This is a genomic window from Pyxidicoccus caerfyrddinensis (assembly GCF_010894405.1).
GTDB lineage: Bacteria > Myxococcota > Myxococcia > Myxococcales > Myxococcaceae > Myxococcus > Myxococcus caerfyrddinensis.
Genome location: NZ_JAAIYA010000005.1, coordinates 138,167 through 155,403, shown reverse-complemented (window position 1 = coordinate 155,403; position 17,237 = coordinate 138,167). Strand labels below are relative to the sequence as shown.

The following is a 17,237-nucleotide window of genomic DNA, read 5'->3' as shown; positions in this document are numbered from 1 at the left end:
CGTGTTTCTTCAGCCCCCGCGGGGCGTGGTGGACTCGTGCAGGTGCTCGAGGAACTCGGGCAGCAGGCTGGCGGAGATGACCCACAGCTTGCCGTCGCCCAGGTCCGCCAGGGCGGCGCGCTCGACGTACTCCACGCACTCCGACTCCACGTAGTGCACGAAGACCTTGCGGCCCCGAGCGCGGTACCAGTCCGCCGCGCGCGCCAGCAGCGCCAGCAGCGCGTCCTGCGCCTCGGGCAGCGTGTCGTCAATCAGCGGCACCAGCCGCACGCCGTCCAGCACGTTGAAGAGGTTGAGCCCCGGCTCGGCGGACTCCACCACCGCCAGCGCCACCGGCTTGCCGCCGTGCCGCGCGACGAACAGCTCGCGCTCGCGGCCCAGGCCCGCCTCGCCCCACTTCTCGCGCGGGCCCGCCAGGTCGAAGCGCTCGGGGACCAGGTCCAGCGCCTCGCGGTAGGCCACCGGGCGCGTGCTCGACACCTGCTCGAAGAAGCGCGCGCGCTCGTCGGCGGTGGGGGTGCCCACGTCGATGCCCACGGGGACTTCCCAGGGCCGCTCCACCTCGCCCTCCATGAGGCGGAAGGGCACGAGGCACGTCTGGCCGGTGTGCTCGTACCAGGTGGCGAAGTCGAACTTGGTGAAGCGCACCCAGCGCACGTTCGCCTCGCAGAAGGCGAAGAACCACTTCACGTCCGGGTCCACCTGCGTGGGCTCGTAGCCGCGCAGGTAGATGTCGCGCAGCGCCTCGCGCGCGGAGGCGCGGGTGCCCGGCACCTGCTGCCGCGCGAGCTGGTGCGCCATCCAGCTGCTCTCATACGGCTTGGACACCGACACCGTGGCTTCCAGTGCGTCGCCCGCCGGGCGCACCACGCGGTAGCCCAGGTGCGTGCGGCCCTCCAGCCGGGCCTGCGTCGCGTCGAACGTGGGGCGCAGGTCCTCGAAGTCCTCGGGCGACTTGCCCGGCAGCCGGAAGTAGCCCGAGCGCTCGAAGAGGCTCCACGTGGCCTCGCTCCAGTCGCCCTCCACCTTCGTGGTGGGGTGCATCTGCGCCTCCACCAGCGCGCGCCACGCGCGGGCGCCCGTCCCGTCCAGCGGCCGCACGGACATGCCGCAGCGGCGGCCGGTGGACGTGCTGGAGATGTTGCGCACCTCGGCGCGCAGCCGCACCGGAGGCAGGCCCTCCATGGCCACCTCGAGCACCGGCTGGCGCAGGCCCGGGTACAGCAGGTCCTCGCCCGGCTCGGTGATGAAGGCGAGGCCCTCGTAGGAGAGGTCCAGCACCGGGCGGCGCACGTGCACCTGCGGCCACAGCGAGTGGTCGAACGACAGGGTGCACGGGCTGCTCGGCGTGGCGCGGCGCAGCCAGCGGTGGCGGTAGCGCACCAGCTCCTTGGGCGCCGGCACCACCACCAGGCCCGCCGTCTCACGCGCCTCGCGCACCTCCACGTGCACCACGCTGCTGTAGCCGAAGGCCTCCAGCACGAAGGGCGCGGCGGGGGCCGGGCCGTCGAAGCGCCAGCCCATCTGGCCCTCGTGCACGTCGAAGAAGACCGCCGTCACCACCTGGCTGCGGCCGTCCGGCAGCCGCGCCACGCCGCGCGCCTGCCGCGCCGCGAGCGCGTCGCAGATGCGCGCCACGCGGTCCGGATGGTCGATGCTCTCGCGCCACACCGGCCGCGTCTCCGGCGGCAGCAGCAGGCCGTTGTCGCGCAGCGCCTCCAGCACGGAGACGATGCGGCGGCCCGCGGCGAGCGGCGGCGCGACGAAGCGCAGGCTCACCTCGGGCGTGCCGCGCACGTCCATGACCTCGGCGTCCAGCGCCGTGGCCCAGCGCTCGCCGTGCCCGAGCACCACCGACGCGGCCTGCCCCGGCTCCAGCGCCGTCTGCGAGGCGAGCTGCAGTGTCAGGTGCTCCAGCGAGAGCTGCACCAGACGGCCCGGCGCGTGGCGGTTGCCGAACGACGCCACCGCCGTCAGCTCCGTCCCCATCCGGTAGCCGAGCACCGACTCCCGGCCGCTCATCTCATCCAGCGTGTCCGCCTGCATGACAGCTCCGTTGTTGAATGACGCCGACGATACAGCTTCACGCGAAAAGAGTCAGTCCCACTGAAAGTACGAGCCCTGAAGTACGAGGACGTGATGCGTGGTTGTGGGGAGCCTGCACACGGATGAACCGCGAAGAACTCGGTCTCCGGGACAGTCGTCGTCAAGTGACGTTGGGAGTGTCTCACAAGCGCCGCTCGCAACACGGCGGATTGCTTCATGGACATCTCACCTGTACTTCGAGCGCTGTGTCGGACAATCCCCCATCGGGTCCGCTGCCACCCACGGCGAACACGCGTGCGTCGGTGCCGCCCACCAGCGTGTGTCCCGTACGCGGTGTCGGTGCGGGCGTGGCGGGAGTGAAGCGCTCGGAGGCCGAATCGAACCACGCGGGCCCGGCACCGGCGCGGTCCTCGACGTAGACCCAGCCGTTGCCGGCGCGAGTCGCGCGAGGTGAAGCACGGGGCACGTCCATGGCGGCGAGCTCGCGCACGCGCACCACGGTGCCGGCGCGCTCGAGGAGGAAGACGCGCGCGGAAGGAGCGAGGCCACCACTCGGCAGGGCCTCACGGCCGCCGACGACGAGCGCGCGGCCCGAGGACACCTCGACGACGGCGGGGGACTCCAGCGCGACGGGGAGCGACGGCCCGACGCCGATGAGGCCCGAGGGCTCCACCACGTCCGTGCGCGCGGAGGCGCCCCGGCCCGCGCAGCCGCCCACGAGCACGAAGGCGTCACCGATCGCGGCGCCGCCAGCGGGACAGGACAGCGAGAGACGGCCGAGGAGGGTCTGGTCGCCCGAGCCGGGGCTTTCGAGCTTCACGCGCACGGCCGTGTCACTGGTGGGAGGCAGGGGCCGCTGGGCGAGCTGGCCTCCGGCGAGCACCGCGTCCGGGCCGAGCCTTCCGGCGAGGACACCGCTCGCGGTGAGCGGTGGGGAGAAGAACCTCACGGTGGAGCCACCGTCGGGCTCCAGCCGCTCGAGGGTCTCCTCGTGCTGGCCGTCCACGCGAAGGCCGCCGAGCACCACCACGCCGCCGTCCGCCAGCGCCAGGCCCGCGGCCTCCGCGCGAGCGACGGAGAGCGCGCCGCGCACGGTGGGAACGGCGCCGGGAGTGAAGGTCTCCACCGTGGCGAGGGGACGGCCGGCGCCGTCGCGGCCTCCGGTGACGAGGAGCAGGCCCGCGAACGGGCCCACGGAGGGGGCGAGCGCGAGGGGTGCGGTGCGGCGCGTGAAGCCGGGGTGCTCGGTGACGATGCCCGTGGTGGTTCTGGCGCAGCTGCACACTCCGCTGGAGCAGGTGAGGCCGCCGGGCTGGCAGCCCCGGCCGTCGCAGTCCGGGTCCGCGCAGTCGCGCAGGTCGTCACCGTCATCGTCCGCGCCGTTGTCGCACGCTTCGGTGGGCATGCCCGCATCGGGGGGAGCGGAGATGGGCGGGAGGGTGAGCTCCAAGGTGGAGCCGGTGCCGGGGCTGAGCGTGGCCTCGCCGGAGGCGGTGGAGCGGACGATTCCGGCGAGCTCCGCGGTGGCGCGCACGGAGACGCGGGTGCCCTCGGGGGTGGTGGGGCCGGACTCGAAGTTGAAGGTGGCGGGGAGCTTCAGTGCGTCGCCCTCCAGCGTGGACAGGGCGAGGGGCGCGCCGTCCGGGAGGGAGGCGACGACGGAGAGCCGGTCGAAGTGCACGCGGGGCGTCAGCGGTCCGGACACCACCACGTGGAGGCCCTCGGGCGTCTTCTCACAGGCGACGAGCAGGGCGAGCAGGAGGATGGGGAGCGCGGCGCGCATGGGTGCACTGTAGTGCAGGGGGCAGGCAGGCACCTCCATGCCCGGTCGGATTGATGGGGCGTCTTCCCAGGAGCGTTGGTAGGGAGTCCCTCCTTCCGCTTCCGCGTCACGCATCAGCAACCGAGGCCCCGCTTGCCCCTCTCCACCCTCTGCCTGCGCTGCGGCATGTGCTGTGACGGCACGCTCTTCACGCACGTCTCGCTGCAGCCGGCGGAAGTCACGGCCCTCCAGCAGCGCGGGCTCTCGCTGACACAGCGTGCGGACGGGTCCCCGGCGCTCGCGCAGCACTGCGCGGCCCTGGAGGGGCGCACCTGCACCGTCTACGCGGACCGCCCGGCGAGCTGCCGCCGCTACCACTGCCAGCTCTATGCCGCGCTCGCGGAGAAGGAGGTCTCCCTCGATGAGGCCCTCGCCGTGGTGGATGAGGCTCAATCTCTCGTAGCCGCCGTGGGACGGGAGTTGCCACCCGCCTCCACCGGTGAGCCCCGCTCCGTGATGCAACGTGCCCGCCTCGCGGAGCAACCGGAGCACGGTGGCCCGCTGCCGCCACAGGCCCACGCCGCCCGCGAGCGCGCGGAGGCCTTCCTCGACAAGCACTTCCGCGGACGCTTCGGCCGGCGCGAGTAGACGCGCCCCGTGAATCCGCGTGCCTCACCCGCGGTCCTGACTACGATGCGCATCCGCTCGCGCGCCCCGCGCCACCTCGAGGTCTCACCATGAAGACGAAGGCCCCCGTCCTGGCCGTGATGACGTTCACCCTGCTCACCGCGCCCCCCGTGCTCGCGGGCGATGGGGAGCCGATGAACTCCGCCTCGGTGGACCTGAATGGTGACGGCAAGCCGGAGGCCATCTCCCTGACGTGGGACGAGAAGAAGGACGAGTTCGTCCTCAAGGCCGGCAGCGCCACCATTCGCGGCGGGACGGACGGCAACGCGCCCCCCGGCTTCGTCGTGGTCGACATCGACAGCGGCGACAAGCGCAAGGAGCTCGCCGTCACCACCGGCCAGACGGACTACGACAAGCAGCAGCACCTCTACGCCTTCGACGGCAAGGCACTGAAGGCCGTGGGCAACGTCCCCGCGCTCACCGAGGCCAAGGGCAACGGCATCATCCTGTCCGACTCATGGCAGGGCTTCTGGAACCGGCGCGACAAGTACGCCCTCGACAAGGCGGGCAAGGTCATCGAGGTGCCCCAGGAGCTGTACGCCGTCGGCGTCGAGGCCACCGTGAAGCAGTCCTTCCCGCTCGCGCGCAGCCGCACCGACAAGACCGCCGTCGCCACGCTGGCGCAGGGCTCCAAGATTCAGGTGCTGGCCGCCGCGCCCACGGGCGCTCCGGGCGAGTACCTGTACCTCGTGAAGTCCGCCAGCGGGCTGCTCGGCTGGGCCACCACGAAGGACCTGACGGGAAAGACCGAGGGCCTGCCCCTCGCCGGTTGAACCGTATCGGTCCAGGCGCGGACTCCGTGAGTGAGCACGGAGCTCATGCCTGGTGTGCCAACCGCCGTGAGGCGTCAGCCGGTTACTGCACCAGCGCCAGCTCCACGCGCCCGAGCTGCTCGTCCGTGGACGCCACCTTCACCGTCACCGGCATGCCGACGGTGAAGGTCCGCTCCTTGCCCACCAGCGACAGCTCGCGCGCGTCGGGACGGAAGGGGCCTCCGGGCAGCCCGTCCGAGGGCACCACGCCCTCCACCAGCATTCCATCGAGCTGCGCCACCAGGCCGAACGGCTTCACCCGCGTCACACGCGCGGGGAACTGCTGACCCACGCGCGCCGCCATCCACCGCGCCTCCAGCTCGCGGTGCCGGTCCGTCTCCGCCCGGGCGGACGCGCGTGCCTTCGCGTTGATGTGCACCGCGACTTCCTCCACCGCCGGGTCCATGTCCACGAAGTCGCGCCGGCCTCGCAGGTACGCCTTCAGCGTGCGGTGCACCGCGAGGTCCGCATACCGGCGAATCGGCGACGTGAAGTGCAGGTACAGCGGCGCCGCGAGCCCGAAGTGCGGCAGCGGCTTCACCGTGTAGCGCGACGGGCCCAGCGAGCGCCGCAACACCGAGCGCAGCGCCGCCTCCGCCGCCGCGCCAGCAATCTGCCGGTCGAACGCGGCCAGTGCCAGCGGCGTCAGCTCGCGCCCGAAGCCCGCAGCGAAGCCCGACGTCTCAGCGAAGGCATTCAGGTCCGCCACCCGCAGCGGGTCCGGCTGCTCGTGCACGCGGAACACGCCCGGCACGCCGCGCGCGAGCAGCCACGTGGCGATGGCCTCGTTCGCCGCCACCATGAAGCGCTCAATCATCCCGTGCGCCGACGTGAGCCGCTCGCTCACCAGGCCGGACAACTCGCCCTGCTCGTCGAAGGTGAAGCGCGCCTCCTCGCGAGCGAACTCCATGCCACCACGCGCCGCCCGCGCCACCGCCAGCCGCGCCGCCGCGAGGCGGAACCACGGCATCACGTCCTTCACCGGCTCCATGGCCGGGGACACCTCGCCCCGGTCGAGGAAGGCGGCCGTCTCGTCGTAGTTCAGCCGCGCCCACGAGCGGATGATGCTCTCGTACACGTCCGCCGCCGTCACCCGCCCCTGCGGGTCGATGCGCAGCTCCACCGTGAGGCACAGCCGCTCCTCGCCCGGCACCAGGCTGAGCCAGTGCGAGGACAACTCCTCCGGCAGCATCGGCAGCACGCGCCCGGCGAGGTACACGCTGGTGGCCCGCTCGCGCGCTTCCAGGTCCAGCGGCGTGCCCTCCGTCACGTACTCGCTCACGTCCGCGATGGAGACCAGCAGGCGCAGAGCGCCGTCCGGCCCCGCGGGCAGCACGGAGATGGCGTCGTCGATGTCTCGCGTGGACGGCGCATCCACCGTCACCGTGGGGATGGAGCGCAAGTCCCGACGGGCACCGAGCGCATGCGGCACCGCGCGGGCGCGGCGGGCTTCGTCGAGCGCCTCGGCGGGGAAGGACTTGCGCAGGCCGTGCCGCGCGATGATGCGCTCCAGCGAGCGGTCCTCACCGGGCTCCACGCGGTAGAGGAGGACGAGCTTGCCCTCGGCGATGCGCGCAACCACCGCGTCGCCGAATGCCAACTGCGTGCCGGCGGTGTCGAGCGCCCAGTCCGCGTTGGCCACCTCGCGGTCCACGCGCAGGAAGGGCGTGCCCTTGCGCAGCACCACTTCGCCGTAGACCACGGTGCGCGGGCGCTCCACGAGCGACAGGCCGCTCGCCGTCCAGCGCCCGTCGGCCGCCGCCGTCACGGTGGCGGTGACGATGTCTCCGGCGAAGAAGGGGTTGAGGTCCGGGGGAGGAATGAAGGCGGACAGGACTTCAAGCGAACCGGCGGACTGCACGGTGAGGAAGCCGAAGCCGCGAGGGTGGACGTCGATGCGACCGGTGACGGTGCGAGGGGAAGCGGAGGTATCCATTTGAGTGAGCCTTGAGGCGCGTCTTAGCCCACTTCGTGCCCGGTGGAGCGTGTCCACGGGAGAACGAGGGGCGGATGTGCGCGGAAAGTGTCGGTCCCGGGGGCCTGCTACTTTTGAGCGGCCTGCTTTTCGCCGGGGGGACCGCGAATGCGTTGGCGAACCGTGTGCGTGGACGTGTCGCTGCTGGCGGTCCTGACGGGCTGCCCGGGAACCTATGGCCGTGGAGGCGCCGCGGACCAGGCGGCTCGGGAGGACCTGGAGGAGCGCATCGACGAGAAGGGCTGCTCGCTGGATGACCAGCGAGAGTTCTGTGAGGGCAAGGAGCACAGCAAGGAGTGTCGCGAGAAGTGCGGCTGACAAGACGACACGTCTTCCTCGGGCTCGTCATCGGCTGGTTCCTGCCGGTGCCGTTCATGCTGCTGGGCCTCAGCCTGAATCCACCCTCGCGCCCGCTCCTCTCGGAAGACCCACGAGTCAGTCCGGTGCTCTCCTTCGAGGAGCGTCGGCAGCGAATGACCTACCATCGGCGCTGCCAGCAAAGCTCCGACTGTGAAGCCCCCATGGGCTGCCTCCAGGACGTGCGCGTCTTCAAGCACTACTGCACCGACAGCCAATGCATGACGGATGCGCAGTGTCCGGAGGGGTCCATCTGCCGCGGCTTGAACACCCTCGGTGGGGGGCCCCTGGTGCGCTTCTGCATCCCGCTGGGAGTGCGCAAGGAAGGAGAAGGATGCATCGAGCTCGCGCCTGACCCGGAATATGCCTGTGAGCCAGGCCTGCACTGTGGTGGCAGCCGCCAGGAGTGGTGCGGCCGTCCCTGCAATTGGGATGGTGCCACGAGCTGCCCGGAAGGTTTTTTCTGCGCGGGACTGACGCCCGAGCCCATCTGCCTGCCGACGTGCGAGACACGCGGGTGCCCTGACGGCCAGCACTGCATCCGCCACGACAACGGTGCGTCCCAGTGCGCGGTGGTCTACGGGCCCCACTGTCAGCAATCACCCTGCCCCGATGACCGCGAGTGCGAAGACTCCACCTCGACCTCTCACCCCGGCAAGGTATGGACGGAGTGCGTGGAGCGGTGCGGCCCCGACCAACCTCCCTGCCCCACCGGCTTCACCTGCGACCGCTGGCACTGCCTCCCCAGCTGTGACCCCCAAGGCCCCAACACCTGCGCCAATGGCTATCGCTGCCAGCAGGGAAAGAAGCCGGAACGGCCCTGGGTCTGCCAGCCGGACACGTAGCCCCCGCGGCCAAACGGCCCTGGCGCCCACCGGACCCACCAGGTCGTCCCCGCGGAACGGCTCAGGCCTTCCCTCCCCGCCAGCCCTCCCCGACGCCCCCCGGCCCGGGGCCGGTTCCGCGCACGATTCCCTACCTGAATGGCGCTTCAATTCAGACCATCCCAGGAAGTCGTGGAGTCTTGTATCAGACCGGCGGGGGCCGGGCTTTCGCGTCCGTCCGGCTGAGAGTGTAGATTCGGCGGATTCCGATGAGTGGGAACACGCTGCCGCTCGCGCCGGATGCGCGCTCGCTGGGCAAGTACGAGGTGCTCTGCCGCCTGTCCACGGGCGGGATGGCGGAGATCTTCCTCGCGTCCCAGCGAGGACTCGCGGGTTTCCGCAAGCTCGTGGTGCTGAAGCAGATCCTCCCCGACATCCGTGGCGAGGAGGAGTTCGTCCGGATGTTCCTGGACGAGGCCAAGGTGACGGCCGCGTTCAACCACCCGCACATCGCCCAGGTGTACGACCTGGACATCGCGGACGGCGAGCTGTTCCTGTCCATGGAGTTCGTGCCGGGCGCCACGCTGGTGGAGGTGGCCCGGGCGTGCCGGCAGGCCAACCACCCCATCCCCCTGGGCTACAGCCTGATGGCGGTGCGCGACACCGCCGTGGCGCTCCACTACGCGCACACCTTCACGGACCCGCTGGGTCACCCCTCGCCCGTCATCCACCGCGACGTGGCCGAGAAGAACATCATGGTGACGTACGAGGGCGTCACCAAGCTGCTCGACTTCGGCATCGCCAAGAGCCTGGCCCGCGCCAGCCGCACCGCCGTGGGCATGGTGAAGGGCACCAGCGGCTACATGTCCCCGGAGCAGATCATGGGCGAGCCGCTGGATGCTCGCAGTGACTTGTTCAGCCTGGGCGTGGTGCTGCACGAGTGCCTCACCGGCATGCGGTTGTTCTACGCGAAGCAGGCCGAGGCGATGATGAACGCGGTGCTGAAGTGCGAGGTGACGCCGCCGTCTCGCACCAACAAGCAGGTGCCGCCGGAGCTGGACGCCATCGTGATGCGCGCGCTGTCGCGCAAGCGCGAGGACCGCTACGCCACCACGCTGGAGTTCGCCCGCGCCCTGGAGCGCGCGGTGGGCCCGCTCATCTGGCACCCCGAGCAGAGCAGCGAGCTGATGCTCCGCCTCTTCTCCGACCGGCGCGAGCAGACGCGGCAGCTGCTCATGGCCGGACAGGCCATCACCGCGGACGCGACGGGCGAGCTGAACCTCGCGCGCGTGCTGGCCATGGGCGCGGAGCCCGCCGAGCTGCCCACGGGTGCCGCCAACGTGCCGGCTCCGGTGCCCCAGCGGCCCTCGGTGGCGGTGCCCACGGTGAAGGGCGCGGCGCCGGCGAAGCCCGTCACTCCGGCGCAGGGCGCGCCCGCGGTCCGGCGGCCCACGGTGTCGGCGCCCGCGCTGCCTCCGCCTCCCGCCGAGGTGGGCACGGTGCGCAAGGCCCCGCCCGCGGCGGCGCAGAAGCGCGGGGCCGCGCGCACCATGTCCGGGGAAGTCACCCGACCGACCCCGCCTCCCTCCGAGCCGGTGTCGCCCCCCGTGCACGAGCAGTCGGGCGCCCGCACCCAGCCGGGACGCCCCGCGCTGATGCCGGAGCACACCGTCCGCGCGCAGCAAATCACCGCGCCGCACTCCGCGGCCGAGGACAACTCCTCGCGGTCGGCCCAGCGCGGCGGCGTGACGGCGGAGCCCTCGACGCTCCAGGACGAACCGGTGCGTGCGCCCCGCAACCCTCGCGGCACCGTGGAGGGGATGCGCGCGGTGGCACCGCCGGAGGCTCCCGCTCGCGGCGCGGAGGAGCCGGCGCGGGCTCGCTCCGGGCGCGGCACGCTGGACAACCTGCGCATCACTCCGGCCCTCACCCCGCCGACCCCCGAGCGCGATGCGCAGACGGCGATGGTGCGCCCGAATGCGGCAGGGGCCGAGCGCGACCTGCAGACGGCGATGGTCCGTCCCCCCACCGCGCCCATGGAGCGCGACCTGCAGACCGCGATGGTCCGGCCTCCCGCCGCGCCCGTGGAGCGCGACCTGCAGACGGCGATGGTCCGGCCTCCCGCCGCGCCCGTGGAGCGCGACCTGCAGACGGCGATGGTCCGGCCTCCCGCGCCTCCCTCGGAGCGTGAGGCTCCACCCACGGCGCGCCCGCCCGCACCGCCGTTGGAGCGTGAGGCACTGACTCCGTCCCGCATGCCTGCCTCGGAGCGTGAGGCTCAGGCCACGGCGCGCCAGACTCCGTCGGAGCGCGAGGGGCAGTCCCGTCAGCCGCATGCCGAGCGCGAGGCACAGGCGCCATCCCGTCAGCCGCACGCCGAGCGCGAAGTGCAGCCAGCATCGCGCCCCCCGCCGCCTCCGTCAGAACGTGAAGCACAGGCGGCATCGCGTCCGCCCCCGCCTCCCTCGGAGCGCGAAGCACCTCCAGCCATGGGGCGCTCGGGACTTCCGGTCGAGCGCGAGGCCCAGGCGTCGCCCCGTCCGTCCTCGCCTCACGTCGAGCGCGAAGCCCAGGCCGCGACGGCCCGTCCGCAGTCCTCCGCCGAGCGCGAAGGGCAGCGGGCTCGCGCGCAACCGGAGCGCCGCGAGGAGACCGTCTCCATCACGCCCGCGCACACCCCGCGCCGAATCAAGTCGAGCCGGCGCCGCCAGCCGCCCCCTCCTCCTTCCTTCCCGGAGCCGGAGATCCGCACGGAAGCGGTCCGCGCCCTCAGCTCCAACGAGGACGTCTTCCCCGGGGACCTGGAGGGCGCGGCGCTCGATGACGAGGACGCGCACGAGAACACCCAGAGTGGCATGCGCGCCCCTCGCCGCGAGCAACGCGGCGGCGCGATGATGGCCATCATCGCGGTGCTGCTGCTGCTCGGCGGTGGCGCCGTGGTGGTGATTCTGGGCCTGGACGGGGGACGGGTCTCCGCCTGGGTGAAGCCCATGCTCGGCCTGGAAGTGAAGGGTGGCACTCCGCCCCCTCCGGCCACCACCCAAGGCACCCCTCCCGCGAAGCCGACCGTGGCCGCCGGCCCGAACGCTCCAGCCACGGCGCCAGGCTCCGGCCCCACTCCCGCGCCGGGCTCCAGCCCGGCCCCCGTCGCGAATGCCAATCCCGGCACCCGCCCGGTGGACCCTGCCACCGCGGTGGACACGGCCGACACGGACACGGACGCGGAGACGAAGCCCGCGGAACCCCAGGCCGTGGCGCAGGACGACGGCCCCCGCGCCGACGACGCCCCCGCGCCGAAGAAGCCCTCCCGGAGCCCCAAGCGCACCCGGGACACCTCGCCCAAGAAGCCCGAGCCCCGGGACGTGGCGGGCACGGGCACGGATGCGCCGGCGGCCTCCACCGACTCGGACAGCGCCCAGGCGGCCGAGCCCGGCTTCCTCACCCTGGTCACCGAGCCCTACGCCAAGGTCTTCCTCGGCAGCCGCGAGCTGGGGGACACCCCGCTCTTCAAGGTGAAGCTGCCCTCCGGCAAGCAGGTCCTGAAGCTGGTGGACGGCAATGGAAAGGCGCTCAAGCTCCCGGTGGAAATCAAGCCCGGGGAGACCACCGCCGTCCGCATCCCCCTGGAGATGCTCTCCCGCCAGTAGGCGGATGCAATCGGTCTCACGCGCCGTCCGTACCCCCGGGCATGACGGGCCCGTGTCGGGCCCCGGTTCCTTTGGAGCGTGCCCCATGAAGACCGCCCGCATCTCCTTCCTCGTCTCCTTCCTCGCGCTCGCCGCCTGTGCCCATGCCCAGGAGGCGCAGAAGAACGACGCCTCCGCCCAGAAGGGCGAGTCCCGCGACGTGCCCGACTTCCACAGCGTGGCCGTGAGCCACGGCATCCAGGCCGAGGTGAAGGTCGGTCCCAAGTCCGTACGCCTCGAAGGCCCGTCGGACCTGGTGGCCCGCGTGAAGCTCAAGGTGGAGGACGGGACGCTCGTCACGGAGGTCGAGCGAGATGGCCTCTTCAGCAACTTCCGCGGCGGCAAGGTGCACCTCTACGTCACCAGCCCCAAGGTGCTCGCCGTGGGCGCCAGCGGCGGCAGCCACGTCGAAGCCGAGGCCACCGAGACCGATGAGTTCACCGCCGAGGCCAGCGGCGGCGCCGTCCTCACCGTGCGCGGCGTGGATGCGCGCAAGGTGGACGCCGAGGCCAGCGGCGGCTCGCGCGTGAAGCTGTCCGGCCGCGCGCAGGAGATGGACGCCGAGGCCAGCGGCGGCGCCGAGGTCCTCGCCTTCGACGTGAAGGGCCTGAAGGAGCTGGAGGCCGAGGCCAGCGGCGGCTCGCGCGTGGAGGCGGACGTCTCCGAGCGCGTCTCCGGTGATGCCTCCGGCGGCAGCACCATCCGCCTCGTGTCCCGCCCGAACAAGAGCGACGTGGACACCAGCGGCGGCTCCCGCGTCACCTACAAGGACTGACTCAAGCTCACGCGTCCAGGCGCAGCTCCGCGTCCTGGACGCGCGCGCCCTTGCGCTCGAACACCTCCACGCGCAGCACCGGCTCCTTCCAGGTGAGGCGCGTGAAGTTGCTCAGCTGCACGTAGCCGCCGTGCCGGGTGATGGCGTAGTCCGACTGCCCGTCGAGGACGCCGGCCTGCTCGTACATGAACTCCGGCGGCACGAAGGCCGGCGCGGCGAAGGCGGACGAGATGACGGAGTAGAGGCGGAAGTCGGGCCGCGACGTGCTGCGCAGCTCGCTCCACAGCGACGCGTGGATGTCTCCGGAGAGGAACACCACGCGCCGCACGCCGTTGTCGCGGATGAAGTCCAGCAGGTGCTGGCGCTGGAGCAGGAAGCCCGCCCACTTGTCGTGGCGCTCCACCGCCGCCATGCCCGCCAGCTTCACGTCTGGAAAGAGCGGCACCGAGGACACCACGAACTTCAGCCCGCCCGGGTCCTTCGTCAGCCAGTGCTTCAGCGCGTCCAGCTGCGGCGGGCCGATGATTTGCGGCGGCCGGGCCCGGTGGTAGCGCTCCGTGCGCGTGTCGAGCACGAAGAAGCGCGCGGGCCCCACCTGGAAGTCGTACCAGTAGCGCGTCAGCGTGTTGGTGAGTCCCGGCACGTCGCGCCGCTCCAGCGCCGGCCCGTGCACCACCTGGTAGGCGCGGTACGCCTCCATCGCCGCGAAGAAGCGCACCCGGTTCGCCCAGCGCGTCTCGTTGCTCAGCCCCGGGTCCACCAGCTTGTCCATGGACCAGTTGTCGGCGACCTCGTGGTCGTCCAGCGTCATGTACGTGGGCACCCGCGCCATCAGCCTGCGCAGGCCCGGCTGGGTGAAGGCTTCCCGGTACGTGGCGCAGTACTCCTCGAAGGTGCGCGCGTCGCGGCGCACGTCCGCGTAAATTTGGTCCCCCACCATGAGGAGCAAATCGGTGGGCGTGCTGTCCGCCTGCTCGTAGATGGTGTTGAAGATGCGGTCGCCGCGGTTGCCCAGGCCGGCGATTTCCTCCTCGGACGGGCCCGGGCTGCGGCATGAGCCGAAGACGAAGGACAGCTCCGGGCTGCCCGGAGGCCGGGCGGAGCGGAAGGCCCCGGCCGTGGCCCCTTGCAGCTCCAGCCCCACCGGCGGCACCAGCAGGTGCTCCTCCACGTCGGAGAAGAAGTAGCCCATGCGGTACGCGTACGCGTGCGCGGGCTGGAGGCCGTCGAAGTCGACACTGCCGGTGAAGTCGTCCTCGGCGCGCAGCTTGAAGTAGGCCCCCTGGGCGGGCGTGGTGGACCCGGCCGTGAGAATCTGGGCGATGCCGTAGCAGTAGCGGCCGCCCGGCGGGCGAGGGGGCTCGCCCCGCCCCCACAGGCGCACGGACGTGTCGGTGGTGGACCCGACGATGGGGCCCACCGTCACCGGGTGGACGGGGAACACGAGCGCCATGGGGTGGGGCCTCCTGTCCCCCGCCTTCCAGAGCGGATTCCGGAGCAGCGCGCACGCTGCGTCAATCGCTCGCGGAGGCAGGGGTGCAGCCGATAACGCCTCCACGACGCGACCCGGCTTGCCCTGCTTCCCCTGGAAGGCTGGAATGCGCCTCCCCCAGCCCTCCGGAGATGAACGCCCGATGAAGGACCCGACGCCCGCTCCGCCCTCTTCCCCCACCGGCCCGTCCCACCGTCGCAAGCCGCTGCTCTTCGGACTCGGCGGCATGGTGGTGGCACTCGCGGCGGCGGCCTTCGTCCTCTGGGGAGGCCGTCCCGGCGCGCACTCGCGGGCGGGAGAGGGGCACGGCCACGACCACGAGGCGAAGGGCCCCCAATCGGCGGCGCTACCGGCCCCCGTGGAAGTCCTGCGCCACACGGACCGCGCGGCGCGCGCCGCCGCCACCGGGGACGCGGCCACGGCGCGCGCCGCACTGGCCGAGGCGCTGAAGCTGGCGCCGGAGCACGCCCCCGCCCTCTTCGTCCAGGCGTGCCTGGCCCTGGAGGCGGGCAACGACGCGGAGGCCGGCGACGCGCTGGAGAAGCTGGAGGACGCCGCGCCGGGCAGCAGGGAGTTGAAGCTGCTCCAGCGGCTGCGCGAGCTGCGGCGCACCCCGGGCACCTCCTGGCAGCAGGCCTTCCGCGAGGCGTGGGTGGCCCTGGGCCGACCCGACTTCCAGAAGAGCCGGCTGCTGCCGGGCGCCACGCCCCTGCCGCCCGACCCGACCGACGCGGAGGCGGAGCAGGCCGCATGGAAGCGCGCCACCTCGGACGAGGCGAAGCTGATGCTGGCGCTGGGCGCGCGGAAGCTGGACGCCGAGAAGGGCCTCTTCCTGCTGTCGCAGGTGCCGAAGCTGGAAGACCCGGCCCTCTACCTGGCGGTGATGGACGCGCTGCGCGGGGACGCGCTGCCCGAGTCCTCGCACGCGGAGGCCCGGAAGGTGTTCCACGACACGCTGGTGAAGCTGGCCGCGGCGCACCCGCGCTCCATGCAGCTGCAGTTGCTGTTGCTGCTGGGTGACACGGAGCAGGGCTCGGTGCTGAGCGCCGCGGAGCTGGCCGCGCTGGAGAAGCTGGCCGCGCTGCCGGCGTGGCGGGAGAACTCCTTCGCGGACCTGTACCAGCACGCGCGCAAGGTGCTGAAGGACGCGGGGGCACCGGACGCCAGCGCCATGGCCATGACCGCGGCGGCGCGCAGCGTGATGGAGCGGGGCTCGTGGGTGCTGCGCACGCGCAACGTGGGCACGCGGGGCGAGCTGCCCCCCGAGGGCGTGAAGCGGCTGGGCCGCATCAACCGGGACATCGGCTCGCGCATGCTGGAGCAGCCGACGCTGGCGGAGCGCATGAACGGCCTGCAGCTCATCCGCGCCGGCACGCAGGACATGGAGGAGGAAATCGGCCGGAAGCTGGCGCTCGCGCAGATTGAGGCGCTGGAGGCGGCCATCAAGGAGTTCCAGAAGACGGAGCTGGCGCGGTGGCCGCTGCACTCGCTGACGGAGGAATTGCTGGAGCTGACCACGCGCGACGAGCCTGCGTACCTGCTGTCCTTCGCGGCGGGGGCGCAGCCGGCGCGGGCCTCCGGCGAGCAGCATTAGCGAGAGGGAAACGAGGACTCTCGGGCCCCGGGATACATGCCCCCCGGGGCCCGAGCAGGCCCCCCACGATGCAACGGAGCCGCCGCACGCCGGACCTCCAAGGTCGTCCGGGCAACCGCACTCCTTCCACGCGAGAGCCGGGACCAAGGGGGTGCATCCCGGGCGGCCTGCGCGTGGGCACCGTGGAATACCTCCACAGCTTCAACGCTTCGCGGGCCGAAGAATATCGGCTGCGCCGGCTCTGTCCACCCGCAGGGTCGTTCCCCCGGGGGGTGTCGTGACAGGCTGGATGCCTGGACCGACCCGCAGCCGATTCGGGTTCACCTCCGGTACGGGCAGGCACTTTGCATGGGGCTCATGGCACCCACGTCCCCCCGAGAGGCCGGGCTGACGCGCTGCATGGGGTGGGCACGCCCCATTTTGCGGCACGCTCGCCTGCCCACGCCCGGGGCAAGGCCCCATCCCATTCCCCTCAACCCCCATGGAGGAGTTGACCCAGATTCTTGAGGACGGTGCCCAGCACCTCCTCTGAATCAACGAGGAACAGCTGCGCCTCCGCTGGGTCCTCGGGCTCGAACTTGAATCTGCAGCCCTCGACCGCCGGCATCCCGATGCTGGAGTAGAGGCGCATCACGGACGGCACGCTTGGGACGGTAAAAACAAACAAGTGGTTGTTCTTGCAGAATTCAAACACAGCCCGGACCAACGACATGAAGACGTCGCCGCCCCTGAACCTCGGGAGCAGGACGGCCCTGCTCGCCTCGACAAGATGGGGAATGTCGAGGCAGGACAGGTCGCGATGGGGTTGGTAACCATGGATTTCGAATCGACCCTGATATCTCCCGCAGAGCCTGGCGCCCCCGACCAATCTGCCCTGACTGAAGACGCCCAGGCAGGTGGCGATGCCATCCCGGTCATCCAACAGCCGATGCTCAGCGACCCGGATTCCGGAAGGATTCGTCGGACTGAACTTCCAGCCCAGCTCGTTGATGTAGACGTCGAAAAGCAGCCTTCGGTAATCGTCGAGCTCTTCCCGGCTCTTGATGACCATGACCTCAACGGAGTCTGTCCCTGCGCCCTGCCGCATCCTGCTGGGTAGCTGAGCGTTGCCCGCCAAGGAAGATGCCTTGGTCATCATCCCCATCCCCTTTCGGTACTTGTTGTTGGATGAGCCGATGAGCAGGAAAATGATGCAGGAAATCGGCGGTCGCCTTCCGCCTCCGAGGC

General features: G+C 71.6%; 11 protein-coding genes. 6 read left to right on the top strand and 5 right to left on the bottom strand.

The genetic code is table 11. From position 1 onward, the window contains the following. Positions 1-9: 9 nt before the first annotated feature. Positions 10-2,046 carry a PilZ domain-containing protein gene (locus tag G4D86_RS13500; RefSeq protein ID WP_163993487.1) on the bottom strand — a complete coding sequence of 679 codons (2,037 nt, stop codon included), beginning with the start codon at positions 2,044-2,046 and terminating at the stop codon, positions 10-12. A gap of 214 nt (positions 2,047-2,260) precedes the next feature. Then, entirely contained in the window at positions 2,261-3,829 is a 1,569-nt protein-coding gene (locus G4D86_RS13495) for a Kelch repeat-containing protein (RefSeq protein ID WP_163993485.1), read from the bottom strand. 132 nt (positions 3,830-3,961) lie between these two features. Here G4D86_RS13495 and G4D86_RS13490 point away from each other — a divergent pair, with 132 nt between their 5' ends. Both G4D86_RS13490 and G4D86_RS13485 read left to right on the top strand, forming a co-directional pair. Further along, the gene (locus tag G4D86_RS13490; RefSeq protein WP_163993483.1) at positions 3,962-4,456 is read left to right on the top strand and encodes a YkgJ family cysteine cluster protein; all 495 of its coding nucleotides are present in this window, start codon (positions 3,962-3,964) and stop codon (positions 4,454-4,456) included. Positions 4,457-4,545: 89 nt separating this feature from the next. After that, positions 4,546-5,268 (top strand): hypothetical protein, encoded by a 723-nt coding sequence (locus G4D86_RS13485; protein WP_163993481.1) that lies wholly within the window; start codon positions 4,546-4,548, stop codon positions 5,266-5,268. Positions 5,269-5,350: 82 nt separating this feature from the next. Here G4D86_RS13485 and G4D86_RS13480 read toward each other — a convergent pair whose 3' ends face one another. Continuing rightward, complete coding sequence (locus tag G4D86_RS13480) at positions 5,351-7,243, bottom strand: ribonuclease R family protein (RefSeq protein ID WP_163993479.1); 1,893 nt, start codon at positions 7,241-7,243, stop codon at positions 5,351-5,353. Positions 7,244-7,390: 147 nt separating this feature from the next. Here G4D86_RS13480 and G4D86_RS13475 point away from each other — a divergent pair, with 147 nt between their 5' ends. The 3 genes from G4D86_RS13475 (at position 7,391) to G4D86_RS13465 (ending at position 12,924) form a co-directional block, all read left to right on the top strand. Continuing rightward, positions 7,391-7,600, top strand: coding sequence for a hypothetical protein (locus tag G4D86_RS13475; protein WP_163993477.1), 210 nt, complete (start codon positions 7,391-7,393; stop codon positions 7,598-7,600). A 1,132-nt stretch (positions 7,601-8,732) separates the two neighbouring features. Continuing rightward, the gene (locus tag G4D86_RS53775; protein WP_163993475.1) at positions 8,733-12,110 is read left to right on the top strand and encodes a protein kinase domain-containing protein; all 3,378 of its coding nucleotides are present in this window, start codon (positions 8,733-8,735) and stop codon (positions 12,108-12,110) included. 85 nt (positions 12,111-12,195) lie between these two features. Beyond that, a complete protein-coding gene (locus tag G4D86_RS13465) occupies positions 12,196-12,924 on the top strand; it encodes a head GIN domain-containing protein (protein ID WP_163993473.1) in 729 nt (242 codons plus the stop codon). Positions 12,925-12,931: 7 nt separating this feature from the next. Here G4D86_RS13465 and G4D86_RS13460 read toward each other — a convergent pair whose 3' ends face one another. Then, entirely contained in the window at positions 12,932-14,377 is a 1,446-nt protein-coding gene (locus G4D86_RS13460) for an alkaline phosphatase D family protein (RefSeq protein WP_163993471.1), read from the bottom strand. A 145-nt stretch (positions 14,378-14,522) separates the two neighbouring features. Here G4D86_RS13460 and G4D86_RS13455 point away from each other — a divergent pair, with 145 nt between their 5' ends. Beyond that, positions 14,523-16,010, top strand: a complete 1,488-nt coding sequence (locus G4D86_RS13455; protein WP_240360226.1) for a hypothetical protein — start codon at positions 14,523-14,525, stop codon at positions 16,008-16,010. A gap of 472 nt (positions 16,011-16,482) precedes the next feature. On the opposite strand, the gene G4D86_RS13450 is transcribed toward G4D86_RS13455, so the two are convergent. Then, a complete protein-coding gene (locus tag G4D86_RS13450) occupies positions 16,483-17,148 on the bottom strand; it encodes a GNAT family N-acetyltransferase (RefSeq protein ID WP_163993469.1) in 666 nt (221 codons plus the stop codon). Between the last annotated feature and the right edge of the window lie 89 nt (positions 17,149-17,237).